The 22,407-nt window shown below is 26.3% G+C and carries 19 protein-coding genes; 16 read left to right on the top strand and 3 right to left on the bottom strand.

Annotated elements, in window-relative coordinates:
* The first annotated feature begins 176 nt into the window (after positions 1-176).
* From RGC78_RS12070 to RGC78_RS12010, 13 genes are all read left to right on the top strand, one after another.
* Entirely contained in the window at positions 177-902 is a 726-nt protein-coding gene (locus RGC78_RS12070; protein ID WP_252212249.1) for a glycerophosphodiester phosphodiesterase, read from the top strand.
* 164 nt (positions 903-1,066) lie between these two features.
* Positions 1,067-1,765, top strand: coding sequence for an MgtC/SapB family protein (locus RGC78_RS12065; protein ID WP_252212250.1), 699 nt, complete (start codon positions 1,067-1,069; stop codon positions 1,763-1,765).
* 244 nt (positions 1,766-2,009) lie between these two features.
* Positions 2,010-3,488: a methyl-accepting chemotaxis protein gene (locus tag RGC78_RS12060; protein ID WP_252223832.1), complete on the top strand. Its 1,479-nt coding sequence runs from the start codon at positions 2,010-2,012 to the stop codon at positions 3,486-3,488.
* Between the two features lie 421 nt (positions 3,489-3,909).
* A complete protein-coding gene (splB, locus tag RGC78_RS12055; RefSeq protein WP_309556699.1) occupies positions 3,910-4,932 on the top strand; it encodes a spore photoproduct lyase in 1,023 nt (340 codons plus the stop codon).
* A gap of 327 nt (positions 4,933-5,259) precedes the next feature.
* Positions 5,260-8,100, top strand: a complete 2,841-nt coding sequence (gene mutS, locus RGC78_RS12050) for a DNA mismatch repair protein MutS (RefSeq protein WP_252212253.1) — start codon at positions 5,260-5,262, stop codon at positions 8,098-8,100.
* A gap of 27 nt (positions 8,101-8,127) precedes the next feature.
* The gene (locus tag RGC78_RS12045) at positions 8,128-8,295 is read left to right on the top strand and encodes a hypothetical protein (RefSeq protein WP_252212254.1); all 168 of its coding nucleotides are present in this window, start codon (positions 8,128-8,130) and stop codon (positions 8,293-8,295) included.
* A gap of 157 nt (positions 8,296-8,452) precedes the next feature.
* The gene (gene treP, locus RGC78_RS12040; protein WP_309556698.1) at positions 8,453-9,859 is read left to right on the top strand and encodes a PTS system trehalose-specific EIIBC component; all 1,407 of its coding nucleotides are present in this window, start codon (positions 8,453-8,455) and stop codon (positions 9,857-9,859) included.
* 34 nt (positions 9,860-9,893) lie between these two features.
* On the top strand, positions 9,894-11,570 hold the full coding sequence (treC, locus tag RGC78_RS12035; protein ID WP_309556697.1) for an alpha,alpha-phosphotrehalase: 1,677 nt from the start codon (positions 9,894-9,896) through the stop codon (positions 11,568-11,570).
* Between the two features lie 36 nt (positions 11,571-11,606).
* Positions 11,607-12,320, top strand: a complete 714-nt coding sequence (treR, locus tag RGC78_RS12030) for a trehalose operon repressor (RefSeq protein WP_252212257.1) — start codon at positions 11,607-11,609, stop codon at positions 12,318-12,320.
* 233 nt (positions 12,321-12,553) lie between these two features.
* Positions 12,554-14,584 (top strand): DNA mismatch repair endonuclease MutL, encoded by a 2,031-nt coding sequence (mutL, locus tag RGC78_RS12025; protein WP_309556696.1) that lies wholly within the window; start codon positions 12,554-12,556, stop codon positions 14,582-14,584.
* A gap of 3 nt (positions 14,585-14,587) precedes the next feature.
* Positions 14,588-15,517: a tRNA (adenosine(37)-N6)-dimethylallyltransferase MiaA gene (gene miaA / locus RGC78_RS12020; protein WP_309556695.1), complete on the top strand. Its 930-nt coding sequence runs from the start codon at positions 14,588-14,590 to the stop codon at positions 15,515-15,517.
* A gap of 50 nt (positions 15,518-15,567) precedes the next feature.
* Positions 15,568-15,801, top strand: a complete 234-nt coding sequence (gene hfq, locus RGC78_RS12015; protein ID WP_252212260.1) for an RNA chaperone Hfq — start codon at positions 15,568-15,570, stop codon at positions 15,799-15,801.
* Positions 15,802-15,876: 75 nt separating this feature from the next.
* Positions 15,877-17,166, top strand: a complete 1,290-nt coding sequence (locus tag RGC78_RS12010; protein WP_252212261.1) for a methionine gamma-lyase family protein — start codon at positions 15,877-15,879, stop codon at positions 17,164-17,166.
* Positions 17,167-17,329: 163 nt separating this feature from the next.
* Here the strand turns inward: RGC78_RS12010 and lexA are convergent, their stop codons facing one another.
* Positions 17,330-17,935 (bottom strand): transcriptional repressor LexA, encoded by a 606-nt coding sequence (gene lexA / locus RGC78_RS12005; RefSeq protein ID WP_252212262.1) that lies wholly within the window; start codon positions 17,933-17,935, stop codon positions 17,330-17,332.
* Between the two features lie 168 nt (positions 17,936-18,103).
* Between lexA and RGC78_RS12000 the strand changes: the two genes are divergently transcribed.
* On the top strand, positions 18,104-18,535 hold the full coding sequence (locus RGC78_RS12000) for a hypothetical protein (RefSeq protein ID WP_252212263.1): 432 nt from the start codon (positions 18,104-18,106) through the stop codon (positions 18,533-18,535).
* A gap of 367 nt (positions 18,536-18,902) precedes the next feature.
* A complete protein-coding gene (locus RGC78_RS11995; protein ID WP_252224362.1) occupies positions 18,903-19,433 on the top strand; it encodes a YtxH domain-containing protein in 531 nt (176 codons plus the stop codon).
* Positions 19,434-19,552: 119 nt separating this feature from the next.
* Here the strand turns inward: RGC78_RS11995 and RGC78_RS11990 are convergent, their stop codons facing one another.
* A complete protein-coding gene (locus tag RGC78_RS11990; RefSeq protein WP_252212265.1) occupies positions 19,553-20,542 on the bottom strand; it encodes a tyrosine recombinase XerC in 990 nt (329 codons plus the stop codon).
* Positions 20,543-21,239: 697 nt separating this feature from the next.
* Between RGC78_RS11990 and ybaK the strand changes: the two genes are divergently transcribed.
* Complete coding sequence (gene ybaK / locus RGC78_RS11985; protein ID WP_252212266.1) at positions 21,240-21,719, top strand: Cys-tRNA(Pro) deacylase; 480 nt, start codon at positions 21,240-21,242, stop codon at positions 21,717-21,719.
* A gap of 378 nt (positions 21,720-22,097) precedes the next feature.
* On the opposite strand, the gene RGC78_RS11980 is transcribed toward ybaK, so the two are convergent.
* Positions 22,098-22,407 (bottom strand): TRAM domain-containing protein (locus tag RGC78_RS11980; protein WP_309556694.1); only part of this gene is annotated, 310 nt, incomplete at its 5' end.

Genomic DNA, 22,407 nt, shown 5'->3' with positions numbered 1-22,407 from the left:
TCTATTAATCCAATTATTGCTACTCTTTAATAATAATATTTATTTTGTTATTATAATCATATAGAATCTATTTTAAAATTTTATTAGATAAAAATAAATAATTAGTATAAAAAACTAGAATAGATTTATGTTTAGTTATTACTTGAAAAGTAGATTGACTTAGGGGGAAACTATAAATGAAAAAAATAGTAAATATTGCTCATAGAGGATTTAGTGGAGTATATCCAGAAAATACAATGCTAGCTTTTGAAAAAGCTATAGAAGTTGGCTGTGATGGAATAGAAACTGATGTTCAATTAACTAAGGATGGATATGCAGTAATATGCCATGATGAACAACTTGATAGAACTACAACTGGCACAGGCTTAATTAAAGATTATACATTAGAAGAATTAATGAATTTTGATGCTGGAATAAAATTTGGTGAGGAATTTAAAGGATTAAAAATTCCAACATTAGAAGAATTCTTAAAGTATATTAGTGATAAGAATATTATTATAAATATAGAAATTAAAAATAGCATAATTGATTATGAAAATATAGAAAAAACAACTTATGATTTAATCAAAAAATATAAGCTAGAAGAAAGAGTCATAGTATCTACATTTAATCATTACTCTGTAAGAAGATGTATAGGACTAGATAGAACCATAAAAACAGGAGTATTATACTATGATTGTATATTTGAACCTCATAATTATGTACAAATGGTTGGTGGAAATGCTCTTCATCCAGAATATCATAGCGTAAATAAAGAAATTGTTGAAAAAGCACATGATAATGATTTAAAAGTAAATGTCTATACTGTTAATGATAAAAATGATATGCAAAATATGATTGATTTAGGAGTAGATGCAATAATAACTAACTATCCAAATGTACTAAAAGAATTATTTATTTGATGATTCAAAGGAAGAAGAATATCGTATACTATAGATTGAAATAAAAAATTCACATTAATATCTAAGGCGTAAAATCTTAATATTATAGTGTTATAATTATATTAAATATACAAAGGTGGGTGATTAAAAGTCAGCTAATGTAAAATTAGGTTGATTAATAGCGTATGAATGATTTTATTTTATACTTAAGAGAAATTAATACAGTATCAATAATTGTAAGGCTTGCTTTAGCAACTATTTGTGCAGGAATTATTGGTGCGGAAAGAGGAAGAAAAAATAGACCTGCAGGATTTAGGACACATATTTTAGTATGCATTGGTGCCACATTAATTATGATAACAAGTCAATATATGAGAGATGTTCTTCATAGTACTGGAGATATAACTAGACTGGGTGCACAAGTTATTAGTGGAATAGGATTTTTAGGCGCAGGAACAATCATAGTAGTTGGGAAAAATCAAGTTACAGGTCTTACAACAGCAGCTGGTCTTTGGGCATGTGCATGCATGGGATTAGCTATTGGAATAGGTTTTTACGAGGGTGCAATTATAGCATGTGTGTTTATGCTTGCTGTAGTTACAGGACTTCATAGACTAGATTTATATTCAAGAACTCATTCTAGAGTTATGGATGTTTATACAGAACTTCGAGATATAAGAGGCGTTGCTAATTTTATGAAAACTGTACAAGCTGACGGAACTAAAATATCTAATATTGAAGTGAAAAAAGCTACTACGAATAAGGATGATCGTATAATTGCTTTAACAATGACATTAAAACTCTCTCAAAAATGGAATCATTCTGACTACACTCTTCAACTTCATAATATTGAAGATGTCTGTTGTGTAGAGGAAATAATATAATCATTTAAATTACGATTAAATAAAAAAATCACTTAAGATTTAGTTATCTTAGGTGATTTTTACCTTGGCGATTAAAAGAAAGATTCTAATTGAAGAAAATAAACGTGTTTTTATATCTTAGTTATATTTTTAAACATAAAAATACCTTTTTTTACAAAATGTTTCATTTAATAACAATAATTGACTATGATATATAAAAATATTATAATTTTTATAAGTTGAATTTAACTAAGGAGGAAATTAAATGAATCACAGTGAAATGTTAAAGCTCAAAAATATAGTTATGTTACTTGGGCTTTTGGTTTCTTTGATTGGAAGAATAAGTTTTGATTTATTTTTTAAATCTGGAATCCATGTTATAATGCCAATAATAGTAATTGGTGGAATTTGTATTTTTATTTTAGGATGTTTAATTAAGAAAGATCATATGATTGGTGCTATGTATTATTCAGTAACAATATTTCCTATATTAAATATTTTAATAATGAATTTAAAGCCAGGTTTAGCTGCTTTTGTACTTATCTACTATGGAATTATCTTAACAAGTATTTATCAAGAAGAGAAAGTTGTTATATACAATTCTATTATAAATATTGGAGTAGTTATATACTTTTTCTTCAAATATAGAGTTGAAGTATTTAATAATGCTAATTATGAACAACTTGGACTTTTTATAGCTTATATTGTTGTTATGACTGGTATATTGGTGTTCTTATCTATATTAACTAAAAAGGCATATAAAAAATCTGAAGAGAATGCTAAAGCAATAATAGAATCAAATTCTAAGTCTAATGAATTATTATCTGAAATTAATCAGACTGTTAATCATTTAACTGATGCAAATATTATGATTAAATCTGGAATTGATAACACCGGAGAAATTTTCAATCAAATTACCCAGTCATCAAATGCTGTAGCAGCAAAAACTACTGAAGAAGTCCTAATTATAAATAAAGTTATTGAATTGATGAAAAATGGTGCAAAAAATCTTAACGAAGTTACAACTTCAATTAAAAAAATGGAGAATTTATCTTTAAAAACTGAAAATGTTGTAACTAACGGTATTAATAGTTTTAATGAATTTTCTATAGAGATGAATAAAGTGAATTCTAACATTATAAATGTGGTTGATCTAATTAAAGAGCTTAGCAATGAAAACAAAAAAATTGTACAAATAATTGATTCAATAGGTGAAATATCAAATCAAACAAATCTTTTAGCACTTAATGCATCAATTGAAGCAGCAAGAGCTGGAGAACATGGAAAAGGTTTTGCAGTAGTTGCAGAAGAGGTTAGAAAACTTGCAGAAAATTCAAGAGATGCAACGGAAAAAATATCATTAATACTAAATAATATATCAGGTAAAACTATAATTGTTTCAGATGAAATATTAAATGAGCAAAAATCAATTGAAGTATGCAATAAGCATACTGAAGCTGTAAAGGACTTATTTAATAATATAAACAACAATACTTCAAATGTATTGCACAATTCAAAAAACATAAATTGCAATTGTAGTATTCTAGAAAAAGAATTTAATGATACATTAAAAGAAGTTAATTATGTAAGTAAAAATATTGAAAATATTGCTTCTTCAATGGAAGAAGTATCATCAAGTATTGATGACTTAAATAACAATATTAACAGTATATCTAAAAGTTACGATGATATTAATAAAATTTGTATTAAATTATCTGAGTTACAATATATACAGGATATATAATGAAATAAATCACAAATTATCAATCTAATGAATAAAATAAAATTATAAAGTTAAAATATATAATAGGTCTTAAAACCACCTGTAATTTATATGGATAATTAACCAAAATAACTGCTTGTTTTATTAAATAAGCAGTTATTTTTATTTAGTAATCATATGCACATTAATAGTATGTAGTTAATTATATGCATTAAAAGATCATAGTTAGTGTTTATACATATAAAATAATTTTCAATATGTATAAATATCTAAATTTAACTAAAAATAAAAATTAGATTATGTTAGATTTCTATACTTAAGATTTTCAAATATTAAAAAATATGTTTGAAAACAATTATTGAAAAATGTTAACTATTGATTTAATGGTAATTTTACAAAATAAAATCTATAAAATCAACTTTTTGAGAGGAGAAAATTATATATGTTTATTCCTAAAAGAATATTATTTGAAAAGGGAAGTTTAGATTATGAGATTGGTCAAAGTATATATAATACATTTAAAGATAATAAAAATGTTGATATTATAAATATAAGTGGAAATAGGGTAAAACAGCATATTCCAGGAGATGATACTTATAGTTATTATAGAGAAGGTAAAAATACGTTAGTAGTTGGAATTAAAAAGGGTTTTAAGTTCCAGTCATGTAAGCCTTCAGCACATTATCAATTGCCTCTTCTTTCTGGATGTACAGGACATTGTGAGTATTGCTATCTTAATACTAACTTAAGTACTAAACCATTTATTAAAGTTAATGTAAATATAGATGATATATTAAATCAAGCAAAAAAGCATATTATTGAGAGAAGTCCTGAGATAACAATATTTGAAGGTGCTGCTACATCAGATCCTATACCAGTAGAACCATATACTCATTCTTTACAAAAAGCTATTGAATTTTTTGCAAATGAAGAAAAAGGTAAATTTAGATTTGTAACTAAATATAATGATGTAGATACGCTTTTGAATATAAATCATAAAGGAAAGACAGAAATTAGATTTACTCTAAATACGAATAAAGTAATAAATGATTTTGAAAATAGAACATCTTCTTATGATTTAAGACTTGAAGCCTGTGAAAAAGTTGCAAAAGCACAGTATCCAATTGGATTTATAATAGCTCCAGTATTTTTATATGAAAATTGGAAAGAAGACTACAATGAGCTTCTGATAAGATTACATGATAAGATGCCTAAGGATTTAAAATATCCATTATCATTTGAAGTTATAACCCATAGATATACTACAAGAGCAAAAAATGTTATAAATGAAGTATTTCCAGATAATACTTTACCAATGAATGATGAAGAACGTAAATATAAGTACGGTCAATTTGGATATGGAAAATATGTTTATACTAAAGAACAGCTAGAAGAGGTTAAATCATTTTTTACAATTAAAATAAATGAATTGTTTGAAAATAGTGTTATAAAGTATATTATTTAAAAGAAAGTCTTCCATTTTATTTTGGAAGGCTTTTTTATATTTTGTTTAAAATTTTTATAAATTATATTATTCAGTTATATGGGTAGTAATTATTATTTTAGCCTTGCTTATGGTTTTTAATGTTTTAAATAACGGACTATTATTAACAATGGTGATAATATTTTGTTTTTTAGTTATATAGTAAAATTAATATTATTTGAATAAAGTAATTTTTAAGTTAATTTTGATTACTGGTTCCCCCTATGATAAAATAAGACTTGATTTTAAGTTTAAAATTAGGTAAGAATATTAAATGTTATTATACCTAATTAAAAGGAGGAAATTATTATGGCTTTAACGCCAATGATGGTAGAGTACATGAAAACAAAAGAAGAATATAATGATTGTATTCTATTTTATAGATTAGGTGACTTTTATGAGATGTTCTTTGATGATGCACTAACTGTATCTAGAGAGCTTGAACTTGTTTTAACAGGCAAAAATTGTGGACTTGAAGAAAGAGCACCAATGTGTGGTATTCCACATCATGCAGCTGCTGCATACATCCCAAGACTTGTTACTAAAGGATATAAGGTTGCTATATGTGAACAACTTGAAGATCCCAAGCAAAGCAAAGGAATAGTAAAAAGAGGAGTTGTAAAAGTAATAACTCCAGGAACATTTATAGATAGTAATTCTAATTTAGAAAATGATAATACATATTTAATGGTGATATATGGATATGAAGATAAATTTGGAATAGCAATGTCTGATATAAGTACTGGTGAATTTAAAACTACATCTTTTAATAATATTAAGATGAGCTTATTAGATGAGATTTCAAAGGTTTCTCCAAAAGAAATACTAGTTGACAATAATATAAGCGAAGAATTGTTAGAAGAAATAAACAATGTACTTCCTGTTCTTATAACGAAAAAAGATTTTAATGAGTTTTTAGTTTCAAAAGAAGAACTTATAGAGCAGTTTTCAGACTTAGAAGTAAGTGGATTAACAATAGAAAGAGAGATTCCAAGTAAAGTACTTCTTAAATATATAAATGAAACTCAAAAGATGAGTTTAACGAATATCAATTTATTAGAACAATATGAAATTATAAATTATATGACCATAGATGGAAATTCAAGAAGAAACTTAGAGCTTACAGAAAGTATAAGAGAAAAAACTAAAAAAGGATCTCTTCTTTGGGTTCTTGATAAAAGTGCAACATCTATGGGGGGAAGAACTTTAAGAAAATGGATAGATGAACCTCTTATAGTTAAAGATGAAATAGAAAAAAGATTAAGTGGAGTTGAAGAAGTATTTAATTCAATAGGTTTCAATGAAGACTTAAGAAGCGCTTTAAAAGAAATTTATGATATAGAACGAATTGTTGGTAAAATATCCAATAAAAATGTCAATGCTAAAGATTTATTATCTCTTAAATCATCTTTAGATAAACTTCCATGTATTAAGGAACTTTTAAAAGATACTAGTTCTGAATTGTTAAAAGGATACTATGAAAATTTAGATGAATTGATTGATGTAAGAGATTTATTAAATGACTCTATTAAAGAAGATCCTGGTTTAAGTTTAAAAGAAGGAAACATAATAAAAGATGGATATAATACTTTAGTAGATGAATTACGTCAAAGTAAACTTCATGGAAAAGAGTGGATTGCTGCTCTTGAAAATAGAGAACGTGAATTTACAGGTATTAAGTCTTTAAAGGTTGGTTATAATAAGGTATTTGGATACTATATAGAAATAAGTAAATCAAATTATAATTCTATCCCAGAAGGTAGATATATAAGAAAGCAAACATTAGCTAATGCTGAAAGATTTATAACTGAAGAACTTAAAGTTATGGAAGATAAAATTTTAGGTTCTGAAGAAAAACTTATTAACTTAGAATATTCTATATTTGTTGAAATAAGAGATAAAATTGAAAAAGAAATAAGCAGATTAAAAAAGAGCGCTAGGATAATATCAGATTTAGATGGTATTTCAACTTTAGCTTTAGTTGCTTTAGAAAATGATTATATTAAACCTGAAATAAATACAGATGGATTAATCAAAATAACTGATGGAAGACACCCTGTAGTTGAAAAAGTAATTGGAAAGGGAGACTTTGTATCAAATAATACTGCATTAAATCAAACTGATAAGGAATTACTTCTTATTACAGGACCTAACATGGCTGGTAAATCTACGTATATGAGACAGGTAGCCCTTATAACATTGATGGCTCAAATAGGTTCATTTGTACCTGCAACTAGTGCAAACATATCTATCTGTGATAAGATCTTTACAAGAATAGGAGCATCTGATGATTTAGCAGGTGGAAAGTCTACATTTATGGTTGAAATGTGGGAAGTTTCTAATATTTTAAAAAATGCTACAAGTAATAGTTTAGTTTTACTTGATGAAGTGGGAAGAGGAACTTCAACTTATGATGGACTTTCAATTGCTTGGTCTGTTATTGAATATATAACTAAGAATAAGGATTTAAGATGCAAAACTTTATTTGCAACTCACTATCATGAACTTGTTAAACTTGAAGGGATTTTACCTGGAGTTAAAAATTACTCTGTAGCAGTTAAAAAATTAAAAGATAACGTAGTCTTTTTAAGAAAAATAGTAGAGGGCGGTGCAGATGAATCTTACGGTATAGAAGTTGCAAAGCTTGCAGGACTTCCTGAGAATGTTATTAATCGTGCTAGAGAAATTCTTGAGGATTTAGAAGGCAAAAATGCCTTTGATATAAATAAAGTATCAGCATGTTCAATGGATTCAGATGAAGAAAAAGAAATTGCTATTGATTCTACTAAAAATGAAGAGGATAAAATTATTTCTAATGCACAAAATAATCTAGATCAAAATATAGATATAAATGAAACTAGTTGTAACTATACTGAAGAGAGAATCTTAAGAGTTGAAACTCAAAATGCAGAGTATGAAGAAACTATAAAATCTTTAAAATCTGAAATAAAAGAGTTAAAAGAATCAAACAATAATAAACACACCAAGAAGCATAAAGATGTTTCTAATGACAATATGCAAATTAACTTTGAATTTATAGAAAAAGAAAGTTTTATAAAAGAACTTAGTGAAGTAGATATATTAAACCTTAATCCTATGGAAGCTATGAATACTTTATATAAATTAGTTACAGATGCAAAAAAACTTTAATAAAAATGATAAATAGGAGATAAATTTATGAATTGTGGTTGTAGTATTCCTTTAGAATGTCCAAAATGCAGTAAAAATCTACTTAGAAAACGTAAAATAGATGGAGCATATATAATAATAGAGAGAGCTTGTCCAAATCCCCAATGTAATTATGTAATTAGAGAAGCTAAGATTTTTAATGATGATGTAAATTAAATTTAAGATACCTTAAAACATTCTAATCTAATAGTTTGTTTTAAGGTATTTTTTACTAAATAAAAAAGTTTAATGTAAACATTGACAATACATATACGTATAGGTTATTATTTAATCACAACATATACGTATATGTATTGAGAGGGAGGGAAAAATAATGTCTAAGTATAATAAGGAAGTTAAAGAGTTATTAGAATTCATTGGTGGAAAAGAAAATATAAGTGCTGTATCACATTGTGCAACAAGAATGAGATTTGTTTTAAATGATACATCTATTGCAGATGAAGAAAAAATTAAAAAAATAAAATCTGTTAAGGGTACATTTACTCAAGCAGGGCAGTTTCAAGTTATTATTGGAAACGATGTAGCGGAATTTTATAATGATTTTACTGCATTAGCTGGAATTGATGGAGTAAGCAAGGACAACTTAAAAAGTTCAGCTAAATCAAATATGAATATTGTTCAAAGAATGATGGCTAATATAGCAGAAATATTTTCACCCTTAATACCTGCAATTATAGTAGGAGGACTTATATTAGGTTTTAGAAATATCATAGGTGATATTAAGATGTTTGAAAACAGTACAAAAACTCTTATTGAAATATCACAGTTTTGGGCAGGAACGCATAGCTTTCTATGGTTAATAGGTGAAGCGATATTCCACTTCTTACCTGTTGGAATTACATGGGCCGTAACCAAGAAAATGGGAACAACTCAAATACTTGGTATAGTACTAGGTATTACATTAGTATCACCTCAACTTTTAAATGCTTATGCTGTTGCAGAAGCTGACATAATTCCATTTTGGGATTTTGGTTTTGCAAAAATAGATATGATTGGTTATCAAGCACAAGTTATACCTGCTATTTTAGCTGGATTTGTACTAGCATATCTTGAAAAAGGAGTTAGAAAAATAGTTCCTTCTTCAATTTCAATGATATTTGTACCATTCTTTGCTTTAGTACCAACGGTATTAATAGCACATACTGTTCTTGGACCTATAGGTTGGACAATTGGATCTTGGGTTTCAGCAGTAGTTTATGGTGGATTAACATCAGCATTTGGTAGTATATTTGCTGCAATCTTTGGATTCCTTTATGCACCGCTTGTTATAACTGGATTACATCACATGACTAATGCAATAGACTTACAATTAATGGCTCAATTCAAAGGAACATCTTTATGGCCAATGATAGCTTTATCAAATATAGCTCAAGGATCAGCAGTTTTAGCCATGATTTATCTTCAAAGAAAAAATGAAGAAGAAAAACAAATAGCCATTCCAGCATGTATATCAGCTTACTTAGGTGTAACTGAACCTGCATTATTTGGTATAAATATAAAATATAGATTCCCATTTGTATGTGGAATGATAGGATCAGCTATAGCCGCTGTAATATCTGTATCAACTGGAGTAATGGCAAACTCTGTAGGAATTGGTGGATTACCTGGTATTCTATCAATTAAACCACAACATATGCTTATGTTTGCAGTAGCAATGGTAATAGCTATAGTAGTACCATTTATGTTAACTTTAATAATTGGAAAGAAAAAACTAAGCTAATAAATAATAATTTTAAATTGGAGGAATTAGCAGTATGAAAGACTTTAAAAAAAGTACTGTTTATCAAATATATCCTAAATCATTTAATGATTCAAATGGAGATGGAATAGGCGATTTAAATGGAGTAATAAACAAACTAGATTATTTAAAGGAATTAGGGATTGATTATATTTGGCTTACTCCTTTTTATGTATCACCACAAAAGGATAATGGTTATGACGTAGCTGATTATTATAATATAGACCCTTTGTTTGGAACCAATGAAGATTTTGATAAACTTGTTAAAGAAGCTAAAAAAAGAAATATTAATATAATGCTTGATATGGTATTTAACCATACTTCAACAGAGCATAAGTGGTTTAAGAGTGCTCTAAATGGAGAGGAAAAGTTTAAAGACTTCTATATATTTAAAGAAGGTAAAGAAGGTAAAGAAGGTAAAGAAGGTAAACCACCAACTAATTGGCAATCAAAATTTGGAGGGAGTGCTTGGGAATATATAGATAAATTTGATGAATACTATTTGCATTTATTTGATAAGACACAAGGAGACTTAGATTGGACCAATTCAGAAGTTAAAAACGAAATATACAAAATAGTAAACCATTGGATAAACAAAGGTGTTAAAGGATTTAGATTTGATGTTATAAATTTAATTTCAAAACCAGAAAAATTTGAAGATGATACTATGGGCGATGGAAGAAGATTTTATACAGATGGTCCTAATATACATAAATATTTAAAGGAATTAAATAAAAATACTTTCGGTAAATATAACGATATAATAACAGTTGGAGAAATGTCCTCTACAACTATAGATAATTGTATTAAATATTCAAATCCGGATGAAAAAGAGTTATCTATGGTATTTAACTTTCATCATTTAAAAGTCGATTATGATAATGGTGATAAATGGACACTTATGAACTTTGATTTTAAATTACTAAAATCTATCTTCAAAGAATGGCAAGAAGGTATGGAACAAGGGAATGGTTGGAATGCAGTATTTTGGTGTAACCATGATCAGCCAAGAATAATTTCTAGATTTGGAAATACTGATAAATATCATAAAGAAAGTGGAAAAATGCTTGGAACTTGTATTCATATGATGAGAGGAACACCATATATTTATCAAGGTGAAGAATTTGGAATGACAAATCCTAATTTTAATTCAATAGATGAATATAGAGATATTGAATCTAAGAATTATTATGATATTTTAAAAGCAAATGGTGTTAATGAAGAAGAAATATATAAGATATTAGCATCAAAATCAAGAGACAATTCAAGAACCCCTATGCAATGGAATGATAAAAATAATAGTGGATTTTCAACTAGCGTACCTTGGATACCAGTAGGTAAATCTTATAAAGAAATAAATGCAGAAAATGCATTAAAAGATAGTGATTCTATATTCTATCATTATAAAAATCTTATAAAGATTAGAAAGGAATATGATGTTGTTTCAAATGGATCATTTAATATGATACTTGAAGAACATGAAAAAGTTTTAGCATATACTAGAGAATATAACAATGAGAAATTAATAGTTTTAAATAACTTTTATGCTGAAAAGACTGAGGTATTATTACCACATAATCTTTTATTTAAAAATTGTAGAATATTAATTTCAAATTATAAAGATAGTATGGATTTAAATGATAAAATTTTACTTAGACCATATGAATCTGTTGTTTATATTGTTGAGAATTAAGTATATATTATGTTAAAATGTTTATGGTGATAAATTATGGCGAGTAAATATTTTAATATATATAGTGAAATTGCAAATAAAATAGAAAATGGGATATTTAAAGCAAATGATGAAATTTCTTCAGAAAGTGATCTTATGAAAGAATATAAAGTTTCTAGAGATACTGCAAGAAAAGCATTAACTTTGCTTGAGGAAAATGGATATATACAAAAGATAAAAGGTAGACGGTCTTTTGTGTTAGATATAAATAAATTTGATTTTCCTGTATCAGGTGTAGTTAGTTTTAAAGAAATTGCAGATAAACTAGGACCAAATTCTAAAACTAAAGTTGAAGTTTTAGAATGTGTTCATCCAAATGAAAGTATTAGTAGAAAACTAGAATTAAGCTCTAAGGATAAGGTTTGGAAAATAATAAGATCTAGAAGCATCGCAGATGAAAGAATAATCTTAGATAAAGATTATTTAGTAAAAAAATATGTTGAAAATATCACTGAAGAAATATGTGAAGAATCTATTTATAAGTATATTGAAGATGAACTTGGATTAAAAATAGCTTATGCAAAAAAAGAAATAACTGTTCAATTTGCAACAGAAGAAGACAAAAAGTATTTAAATATGAAAAACTTTAATATGATTGTTGTTGTTAAAAGTTATACTTACTTAGATGATACAAGTCTGTTTCAATATACTGAGTCTAGACATAGACCAGATAAGTTTAAATTTGTAGATTTTGCAAGAAGACGTAAATAAAAATTATAATGATTTATTAAATAATTAAAAACTCTTAGGTGTTATTTTCAGAAATATAACCTAAGAGTTTTTAATTTGTATTTGTAAATATAATTTAGATTTGTTATTAGCAATTAAATTGGATATAATACATTTGAAGAAACTTATAAATGGGAATTAAATATCTAAATATACATGCAATATGTTATATTAGATTTACTTATAAAGTAGAGACTTACAAGGGGGTGCAAAATGTGAAAAGAATTAATATATTAAATGAAGATACAGCTAATAAAATTGCAGCAGGTGAAGTAGTAGAAAGACCTGCATCAGTAGTAAAGGAATTAGTCGAAAATGCTATAGATGCAAATTCTAAGAATATATTAATAGAAATAGAAGAGGGTGGAAGTTCTTTAATAAGAATTATTGATGATGGAGATGGCATTTATAAAGAGGATATAGAGAAAGCTTTTTTGCCACATGCCACAAGCAAGATAAAAGAGTCTGAAGATATATATAGTATTAACACATTAGGTTTTAGGGGGGAAGCTCTTCCATCTATTGCATCAGTAGCTAGAGTTAATTTAAAAACAAAACAAGAAACTGAAGAATGTGGATATGAAATTACAATAGAAGGTGGAAAATTTTCAGAAGTTACAGAATGTGGAGTTAATAAAGGAACTATAATGGAAGTAAGGGATTTATTTTTCAATGTTCCAGCAAGAAAAAAGTTTCTTAAAACAACATCTAAAGAATCATCTTTAATTAATGATATTATAACTAGAATAGCTTTATCTAACCCTAACATTAGTTTTAAACTATTTAATAATGGGAAAAAGATTGTTCATACATATGGTAATGGCAACATGAAAGATGTTATAAGAACTATATATGGTAAAAGTATAGTTGAAAATGTATTATATTTTGAAGATACATCTGATATTGCTACTATTTATGGTTACGTAGGAAAAGAGGATATCGCTAGAGGTTCTAGGAATAATCAAAGTATTTTTGTAAATAGCAGATATATAAAGAATAGAAGTTTAGGAATTGCAGTAGAGCAAGCATTTAAATCATTTTCTACTGTAAGTAAGTTTCCCTTCTTTATATTATTTATAGATATATACCCTGAATATATAGATGTGAATATTCATCCAACTAAATCAGAAGTAAAATTCAATGATGAACGTTTTATTTTTAAAAAGATATTTGGTGCTGTTCATACATCTTTAAAGGAAGAAGTTTTTAGTACATTTTCAATACCAGAAGAAGAAAACGAAGCTACTCGTAAGAATCCTAATTTAAATATTGAGGAAATAACATTTAAAATTGAAGAAGAACAAGAAAAAGTTAAGCTTAATACTAATCATTTGTCACAAAAGAACATATGTTCTATATACGAGGATAATAGCATAAATAATCATATTTATGATGAAAAATACAAAAAAGACACTGATATTCATAATAAGATTCCTTTAAATGTTAATATTCCAGTTGATTTAAAAAGTGATCACATTAAATTAGAAGATGATGCTAATAGTTGTTCTAATAAAGAAGTGATTTGTGACAATAATGAAGTAAATTATGAAACCTCTTATACATCTAACTCTAATAAGTATGAAGATAGCTGTAAAGGTGAGAAATATAAGGAAAGTAAATCAAAAACAGTAGGAACATCAGAATTATTAAAAGAAAAAATTCCAAAGTTTCCTGCTATAAAAATTATTGGTCAATATAATAAAACGTATATATTAGGGGAATATGCAGGAACTCTTTATATGATAGATCAACACGCAGCTCATGAAAAAATAATGTTTGAAAAGTATTTAAATGATATAAATTGTGGAGATATAATAATACAGCCCCTTATGATACCAACAGTAATTGATTTAAGCATGGATGATTACTCGTATTTTGAAGAAAACAAAGATATATTTAAAGAAGCTGGTTTTACTATTGAAGAATTTGGTGGCACATCTATAGCATTAAAAGAAGTACCTTATTTTCTAGGTAAGCTAAAACCTAAGAATTTGTTTTTAGAAATATTAGATAATCTTAAAAATTTAGGATCAGGTAAAACTACTGAAGTTAAATATAATGCTATAGCAACTAAAGCATGCAAATCAGCAGTAAAAGGAAATGATTCTTTAGATGAGTTAGAGATGGTTAAATTAATAGAAGAGTTACGGTATATAGATGATCCTTTCCATTGTCCTCACGGAAGACCAACTATTATTCAATTTACTAGTACAGATATAGATAAAAAATTTAGGAGGATTGTTTAAATAATGAAACAAAAGATTTTAGTTCTTGGAGGTCCTACAGCTGTTGGGAAAACAGAACTTTCAATAAAACTTGCAGAAAAGTTAAATGGAGAGATACTATCAGCAGATTCAATGCAAATATATAAGAACATGGATATAGGTTCAGCTAAAGTTACAAAAGAAGAGATGAAAGATATAAATCATTATATGATAGATATTGTTTCTCCAGAAGAGGAATTTTCAGTTGCAGATTTTAAAAATATAGGTGAAAAAGCAATAAAAGAAATTATAGCTAAGGAAAAGCTTCCTATGATAGTTGGAGGAACAGGACTTTATATAAATTCTTTAACTTGTAATGTTACTTTTACAGAATCTGAAAAAGATGATGAGTATAGAGCTTATCTAGAATCACTTGCAGAAGCTAATGGTAATAACTATGTCCATGAAATGCTTAAAGAAATAGATGAAATAAGTTATAGAGAGATACATCCTAACAATAGAAAAAGAGTAATAAGAGCTCTTGAAGTTTATAAAATTACTGGAAAGCCATTTAGTTCATATAATGTAGGTGATGATTTTTATAAAACAGATTATGATGTATTTTATTATGTATTAACTATGGATAGAGAAAAGTTATATAATAGGATTAATAAGCGAGTAGAAATCATGATTGAAAATGGACTTATTTATGAATGCATAGAATTAAAAAAACTTGGATATACTTCTGATATGCAATCTATGCAAGGAATAGGATATAAAGAAATATTTTATTACTTAGATAAAAAAATTTCATTAGATGAAGCTATTAATTTGATAAAGCAGGGTTCAAGAAATTATGCTAAGAGACAATTAACTTGGTTTAGAAGAGATCCTAGATGTACTTTTTTAGATAAAGATGTATTGTCTGATGAGGAAATATTAAGCAAAATTGTTGATGACATAACAAATAACTAGGTTTATAATGGTATAAAGAGAATTAATAAAATGGAGGTAAATATGGTTTTATGAATAAGCAACAGAATAATCTACAAGACATATTTTTAAACAGTGCAAGAAAAAACAAAATACCTGTAACAATATATCTTTCAACTGGTTTTAAACTAAATGGAACTGTAAAAGGGTTTGACAGTTTTACTGTTATTTTAGATAGTGAGGGTAAACAAATGCTTATATATAAACATGCAATAACCACTGTAACTCCAGAAAAACCAATTTTATTTGTAGATAATGAAAACTAAAATAAATAGGCAATTATTTGCCTATTTATTTTTGAGGAAATATACTTGTAATACCTAGGAGGAGAATATACAAAAATGTTAAAGAAAACAGAAGAATTTTTAATTAATAATTACAATATTAGTGAAGAAGCATTTAAATTATATAAAAAAGCTTTAAAAGAGACTGAAGATATATTTGTACAGTACGATGAAATAAGAGAATTTAATCAACTTAAAGTATTAAAAGCCTTTCAAGAAGAAAGAATAAGTGAATCACATTTTACTAATACAACAGGATATGGTCTTGATGATTTTGGAAGAGATACTTTAGATAGAGTTTATGCTAGAATATTTAAAGCTGAAGCAGGTTTAGTTAGACCTAATTTCGTAAGCGGAACTCATGCTATTGGTGCTGCTATGATGGGAAATGTAAGACCTGGTGATAAAATACTTTGTGTTTCTGGAATGCCTTATGATACTCTTTTAGGAGTATTAGGACTTGCTGACAAAAAAACTAAAGGTTCATTAGATGAATACAATATAAAAACAGATGTTATTGAATTAGATGAGAATGGAAAATTTAAATTCGATAAAATTAAAGAGACATTAAAAAATGATAAAGCTATAAAACTAATACATATACAAAGAAGTACAGGATATGCTTCTAGAAAATCTTTCTTAGTTTCAGAAATTGAAGAAGTAATAAAATGCATAAAAGAAGTAAGAGAAGATGTTGTGATTTTTGTAGATAATTGCTACGGAGAATTTATTGAAGCTATTGAACCAACAGAAGTTGGAGCAGATCTTATGGCAGGATCTCTTATGAAAAACATAGGTGGAGGTATTGCTCCAGGTGGTGGATATATAGTTGGTAAAAAAGAATATGTTGAACAAGCCTCTTATAGATTCACTGTTCCAGGAATAGGGGGCGAGTATGGCGCAACTTATGGACTTATGAGAAGTTTATATCAAGGATTATTTTCAGCACCACACATTTCTATGGAAGCTGTAAAAACAGCAATATTTTGTGCTAAAACAATGGAACTTGCTGGCTTTAAGGGATTCCCAGCATCTACTGATAAGAGAACTGACATAATACAAGCTATAGAATTTGGTGATCCTAAAAAATTAATTCAATTTTGTAACGGAATTCAAGCAGCTTCACCAATTGATGCATTTGCTGTGTGTGAACCATGGGCAATGCCAGGATATGATAGTGAAATAATAATGGCAGCTGGCGCATTTATATCTGGATCAACAATTGAATTGTCTGCAGATGGTCCAATAAGAGAACCTTATATAGCTTATATGCAAGGTGGGCTAAACTTTGATCATGGTAAAATAGGAATCTTAATAGGATTAAGTAAAGTACTTGAAGTAAAATAACTAAAAATTTAATTAGTACTAAACATTAAAAAAGCTGAAATACTAAATTATAACTTAGTATTTCAGCTCATAACTTTTCAGCACTAATTAAAGCATAGTAATTAATTTAATTCACTAATTTAATAAAGACTAAATTATATTGTTTTAAATTTAATTGATTAAGTTAGTAAGATCTAAATATTCCAACTAATTTACCTAAAACAGAACAATTATCAACTATTATCGGGTCCATAGAATCATTTTCAGGCTGTAATCTTATATGATCTTTTTCTTTAAAAAATCGTTTAATTGTTGCTTCTTCATCTATTAAAGCAACAACAATATCTCCATTTAATGCAGTCTTACAGCTTTCAATAATTGCTAAATCATTATCTCTTATGCCAGCATTAACCATACTTTCACCAGATACTCTTAACATAAATAATTCATTATCATGTTTTATATAATCAAGAGGTATCGGAAACGAGTCTTCTATATTTTCAGTTGCAAGTATCGGAATACCTGCAGTAATTTTACCAACTATGGGTATGTTTACCATTTCTTTTTTATCTCTATTATTTTTAACTATTTCTAATGCTCTTGGTTTCGTTGGATCTCTTCTAATTAATCCTTTTTTTTCTAATCTTTTTAAATGACCATGTACAGTAGATGTAGATCTTAATGAAACAGCTTCGCATATTTCTCTTACTGAAGGTGGATATCCCTTGTTTTCTATATATAATTTTAAAAATTCATAAATTTCCGTTTGTCTGTCCTTACTCTCGATCATTAATATTACACCTCTCTATCTTATTGTTATTATAACATAGGTTTTATAATATAACAAACTTATGTTCTGTATGTTTCAAAGATTAAAGTTAATATTTTATTTGATTTAAATTTATGGTTTTGATATAATAGAATGACAATTTCATTATAGAAATGAGGGTACTTAATAATGACAAATAAATATAATGATGATGATTATTGCGATATATATGAAAATAAAATATGTGATAATTGTGGTAAATGCTTAGAAATAGATGGTGTTGATATTAAAGCTATAAAAATAGAAGAAATTTCAAAAACTAAAGATGAAAATAAGATTTTAGAAGAAGAATTTTTTAATAACTTAAAATCATCTCTTGATGAAGATCAAATAGAAGAATTAGAACAAAATAATTTAAACTTAAAAGATATTTATTCTAAATTCATTGAATCTAAAGGATTAAATAGTGATGAATTTAAACTTACTGAAGAAACAGAATATGAAGATGCATTCGATCATATTGAATATTTAGATGATAATGAATTATTTAATGATGATAATATAGAAGAACTTACAGAAGAAGTATATCCTGGCGTAAGAAAATTCAAAAATAAAGCATAAAAAAATATATCCTTTTTTAACACAACTATTATTGAAATAGTTGTGAAAAAGAAAGATAATTTTTATGAAAAAATTAATTTTATTATTAGCAATATTGTTTATATAAGTCTATGAATAATAAAAACATGTAATAGCATTAAAAGTGCTGCAAGAGTATCACTTTAATAAATTGTTTGGAAATTTATTCATTTAAAATCGTACCGGATGAAATAGCTTTGTATTATGAGTTATTTCATCTTTTTATTTATATTAGTTTACATAATGTTTATTATGTTTAAAAAAATAGCGGTTTTAACGAATGTGAATATATTAAGTGTTTTTTGGCAAACTAAATTAGAAGATTAATTAGAAATGAGGTGTAAGATTTATGAAAAGAAAATCAATTTTAGCCTTACTATTGGCTACATTGCTATCATGTTCAATGTTTATAGGATGTGGATCTAATAATTCTGATGATTCTAAAACAAACATGAAAGAAGCAGGAGAAAATGTTAAAGAAGATGTTAAGGATTTAGGTAATAACGTTAAAGATGCAACAAAAGATGCTGGGGAAACCATAAAATATACAGCAATAAACTTTAAAGATGATGTAGTAAATGCTGGTAATGAACTTAAAGATGCAGTAAATGGAAGTAAAAAAGATTATTTTAGTGGAACAGAAACTGACTACATGGTCGGAAATGATTATGTTAGAGTTTATGAATATGATGATTCTAATAAAATTGATGAAGATATAAAAAGGATATCTGATGATGGAATGAAAATAGAAGGGGCCACTGTAGATTACAAAACTAAACCTAATTATTATAAAAAAGGGAATACTTTGGTTGTATATGAAGGTAATGATCCAACCTATGTTGCTCAATTTAAAGAAACCTTAGGAAATCCTATAAGATAATAAATATAAATTACAGTATAAATATTATGTAAAATAATTTACTTATATTTTTAAAATCTCTATTATTATATTTTTAGACTATAATAATAGAGATTTTTTATAAAGTAGGAGAGAATTCTTTATAATTTTGATAGTGGATTTGATTTTACGGCATCTCTTAATGTATCATCATCTACATGAGTGTAAATTTGAGTAGTGGAAATATTTTCATGGCCTAATATATTTTGAAGACTTCTTATATCCACATCTCCATACTTATACATAAGTGTAGCAGCAGTATGTCTCAATTTATGAGGAGTATATTTTTCATCTGTTAACCCTGCATTTTTTACATGTTTTTTAATCATTATCTCAACTGTTCTTTGATTTATTGGTTTATTGTGAGAAGATAAGAATAAAAACTTTTTGTATTCTGGCAAAGCTTTAGAATCATCCCTAACCACCATATAATTTTCAATTGCTTTTAAGCAAGCATCATTTAAATAAACTGTACGTTCTTTATTACCTTTACCTATAATAGTTAAAATATCATTTCTAATTTTTTCAATTAATATTCCACACAATTCTGAAAGACGCATTCCACAATTTAAAAATAAAGTTAATATACAATAATCTCGAGCGTAATTTTTATCATTTTTATCTAAAGATCCAAGTAAATGTATGCTTTGATCTAATGTAAGATATACAGGGTGTCGTTTATTTATCTTAGGGGATTCTAGCTCTGTTGTAGGGTTGTCCACAATTATTTTAGCTTTTCCTTGTAAAAACTTAAAAAAAGATTTTAAAGTAGCAACTTTTCTAGCTCTTGCATAAGCGCTATTATTTCTATATTTTTCAATGAAAGACATAAAGGCATATAGATCTCTAAGCTTTATACCTTTTAAAAAATCATCATCAATATCTCTAATATCTATTTCTTCGAATTCTATATTTTTATCTTTAATAAGTCCTCGATATAATTTCATGAATTTAAAAAAGATAGTTAAATCTTTTTTGTATGCAGCAATTGTATTTGTAGATTTATTTTTTATGGTTTCTAAGTAATTTAAAAAATCTATTACCGAATTAGGTAAGTCGTTGTTTTGAAAAAAATCAATATCATAATTCATATATTTTATCACCATCATTTATTATAATTTAAATCTATTTTCATAAGATTTAAATATATTATACCAATAAATGAATTTTTAATCAATTATTTCGGGAAATGTATATTTCCCGAAATAAAATTAAGCGATTTTTAGCATTAAAATTGATTTATTTGAAATTTTAATCTTGGTTTTAGATTTAATGCTTATTAAAATATAAATTTAATTATCCATCTAACTTAAATTATTAACCAATAAGCTAAATTATATACTTTTAATTTTATGGATATTTATCAGTCTTGTATTTTCATTTAGATAAGAATTATTATCCATGAATAATTTTATTCCTTAAATTGTAAAAATAATTAAATTTTTAATGATTGTTATTTAGTAAACTAATCACTAGAATTCTTTTTGATTTTCCTTAAAATATAAAGTTTTACACATATTATAATATTGAATTTGTATCAAAAATTGAATTTGAATTTTTCTTTATTCTAAGAATTACACTTTTTGTTGTTTTTCAAATTCTATTTTAAAAATAGAAGTAGAATGAAAAATTGGACAAAAATACAATATAATATATAATATATATATGTATTTACTTAGAATTTTTTATATAAAATTAATAGGTAGATGAATTAAATAAAAATTTATAGATATGGTCTAATGATTTTTATTCAGTAATATTTTATTTATATAACAGGAGGAAAAAATTATGGCAAAAGAAAGTAAAACTAATGCTATGAGAATTTTAGACAGCAGTAAAATAGAATATACCACTTATAACTATCAAAATAAAGATGGAAAAATAGATGGTGTAGCTGTTGCTCATAAAATAAATAAGGATGAAAATGAAGTTTTTAAAACTTTGGTCACTCAAGGACATTCTAAAGAATTTTATGTATATGTTATTCCAGTTGCACAAGAATTAGATATGAAAAAAGCTGCAAAAGCCGCATCTGAAAAAAGTATTGAAATGATACATGTTAAAGATATTAATAAAATTACAGGATATATAAGAGGAGGATGCTCTCCTATCGGAATGAAGAAAGCATTTAAAACTTTTATTCATAATACCGCTTTGAATTGTGGAACAATAGTATTTAGTGGTGGTAAAATTGGATCTCAAATTGAAATGAATCCAAAACAATTAGAAAATATACTGAATTGTACATTTATAGATTTAATTAAATAAATTATATTAATAGATAAGATGATCCTGTTAATTATATATTGATAATTATCAATATTTGAGGTTTATTGTGTTTATTTAATGTAAATCTATTATAAAAATGCCATTTTCACGATTATAGAACACATGTTCTGTAGCTATGAAAATGGCACCTTTATAAAAAATCGACAAAATGATTATTGTGGAACTGTAATTTTTTTTACACATATCTATCTTTTGACCACATGCTAAAAAAAATCTACTAAGCAATTAAATAATCTTTATTGTTTTATGAGTACTTATAGAATCTTTTAGATTATTATATTACCAAAAATAATAATAAACTGCATTAAGATAATTATCTATTAATCCTAATACAGTTTATATAACAACTCTACTTTCCTACTCTACAACTTCTCCTACTAAAGAAAATGACTTAGCTTCAATTATTTTCACATTAACAAGCTTTCCTATCATTTCTTTACAACCATCAAAGTTTACAAGCTTAGCATTTCTTGTTCTACCAGTTAATTTGTTTTCATTGTTCTTACTAGTTCCTTCAACTAAAACTTCATATATCTTTCCTTCTGCTGCCTTGTTTCCAGCAACAATGCCTTCATTAACAGTTGCCACAAGTCTATTGAATCTATCATGTTTAATATCATCAGGAATTTGATTTTCCATCTTATCCGCTGGTGTATGATTTCTTCTT

Origin of the sequence: Clostridium aquiflavi (assembly GCF_031344075.1) — a bacterium.
GTDB classification, from domain to species: Bacteria; Bacillota; Clostridia; order Clostridiales; family Clostridiaceae; genus Clostridium; species Clostridium aquiflavi.
Note: the sequence above shows the minus strand (reverse complement) of the source record. Positions and strands in the feature narration are given on the sequence as shown.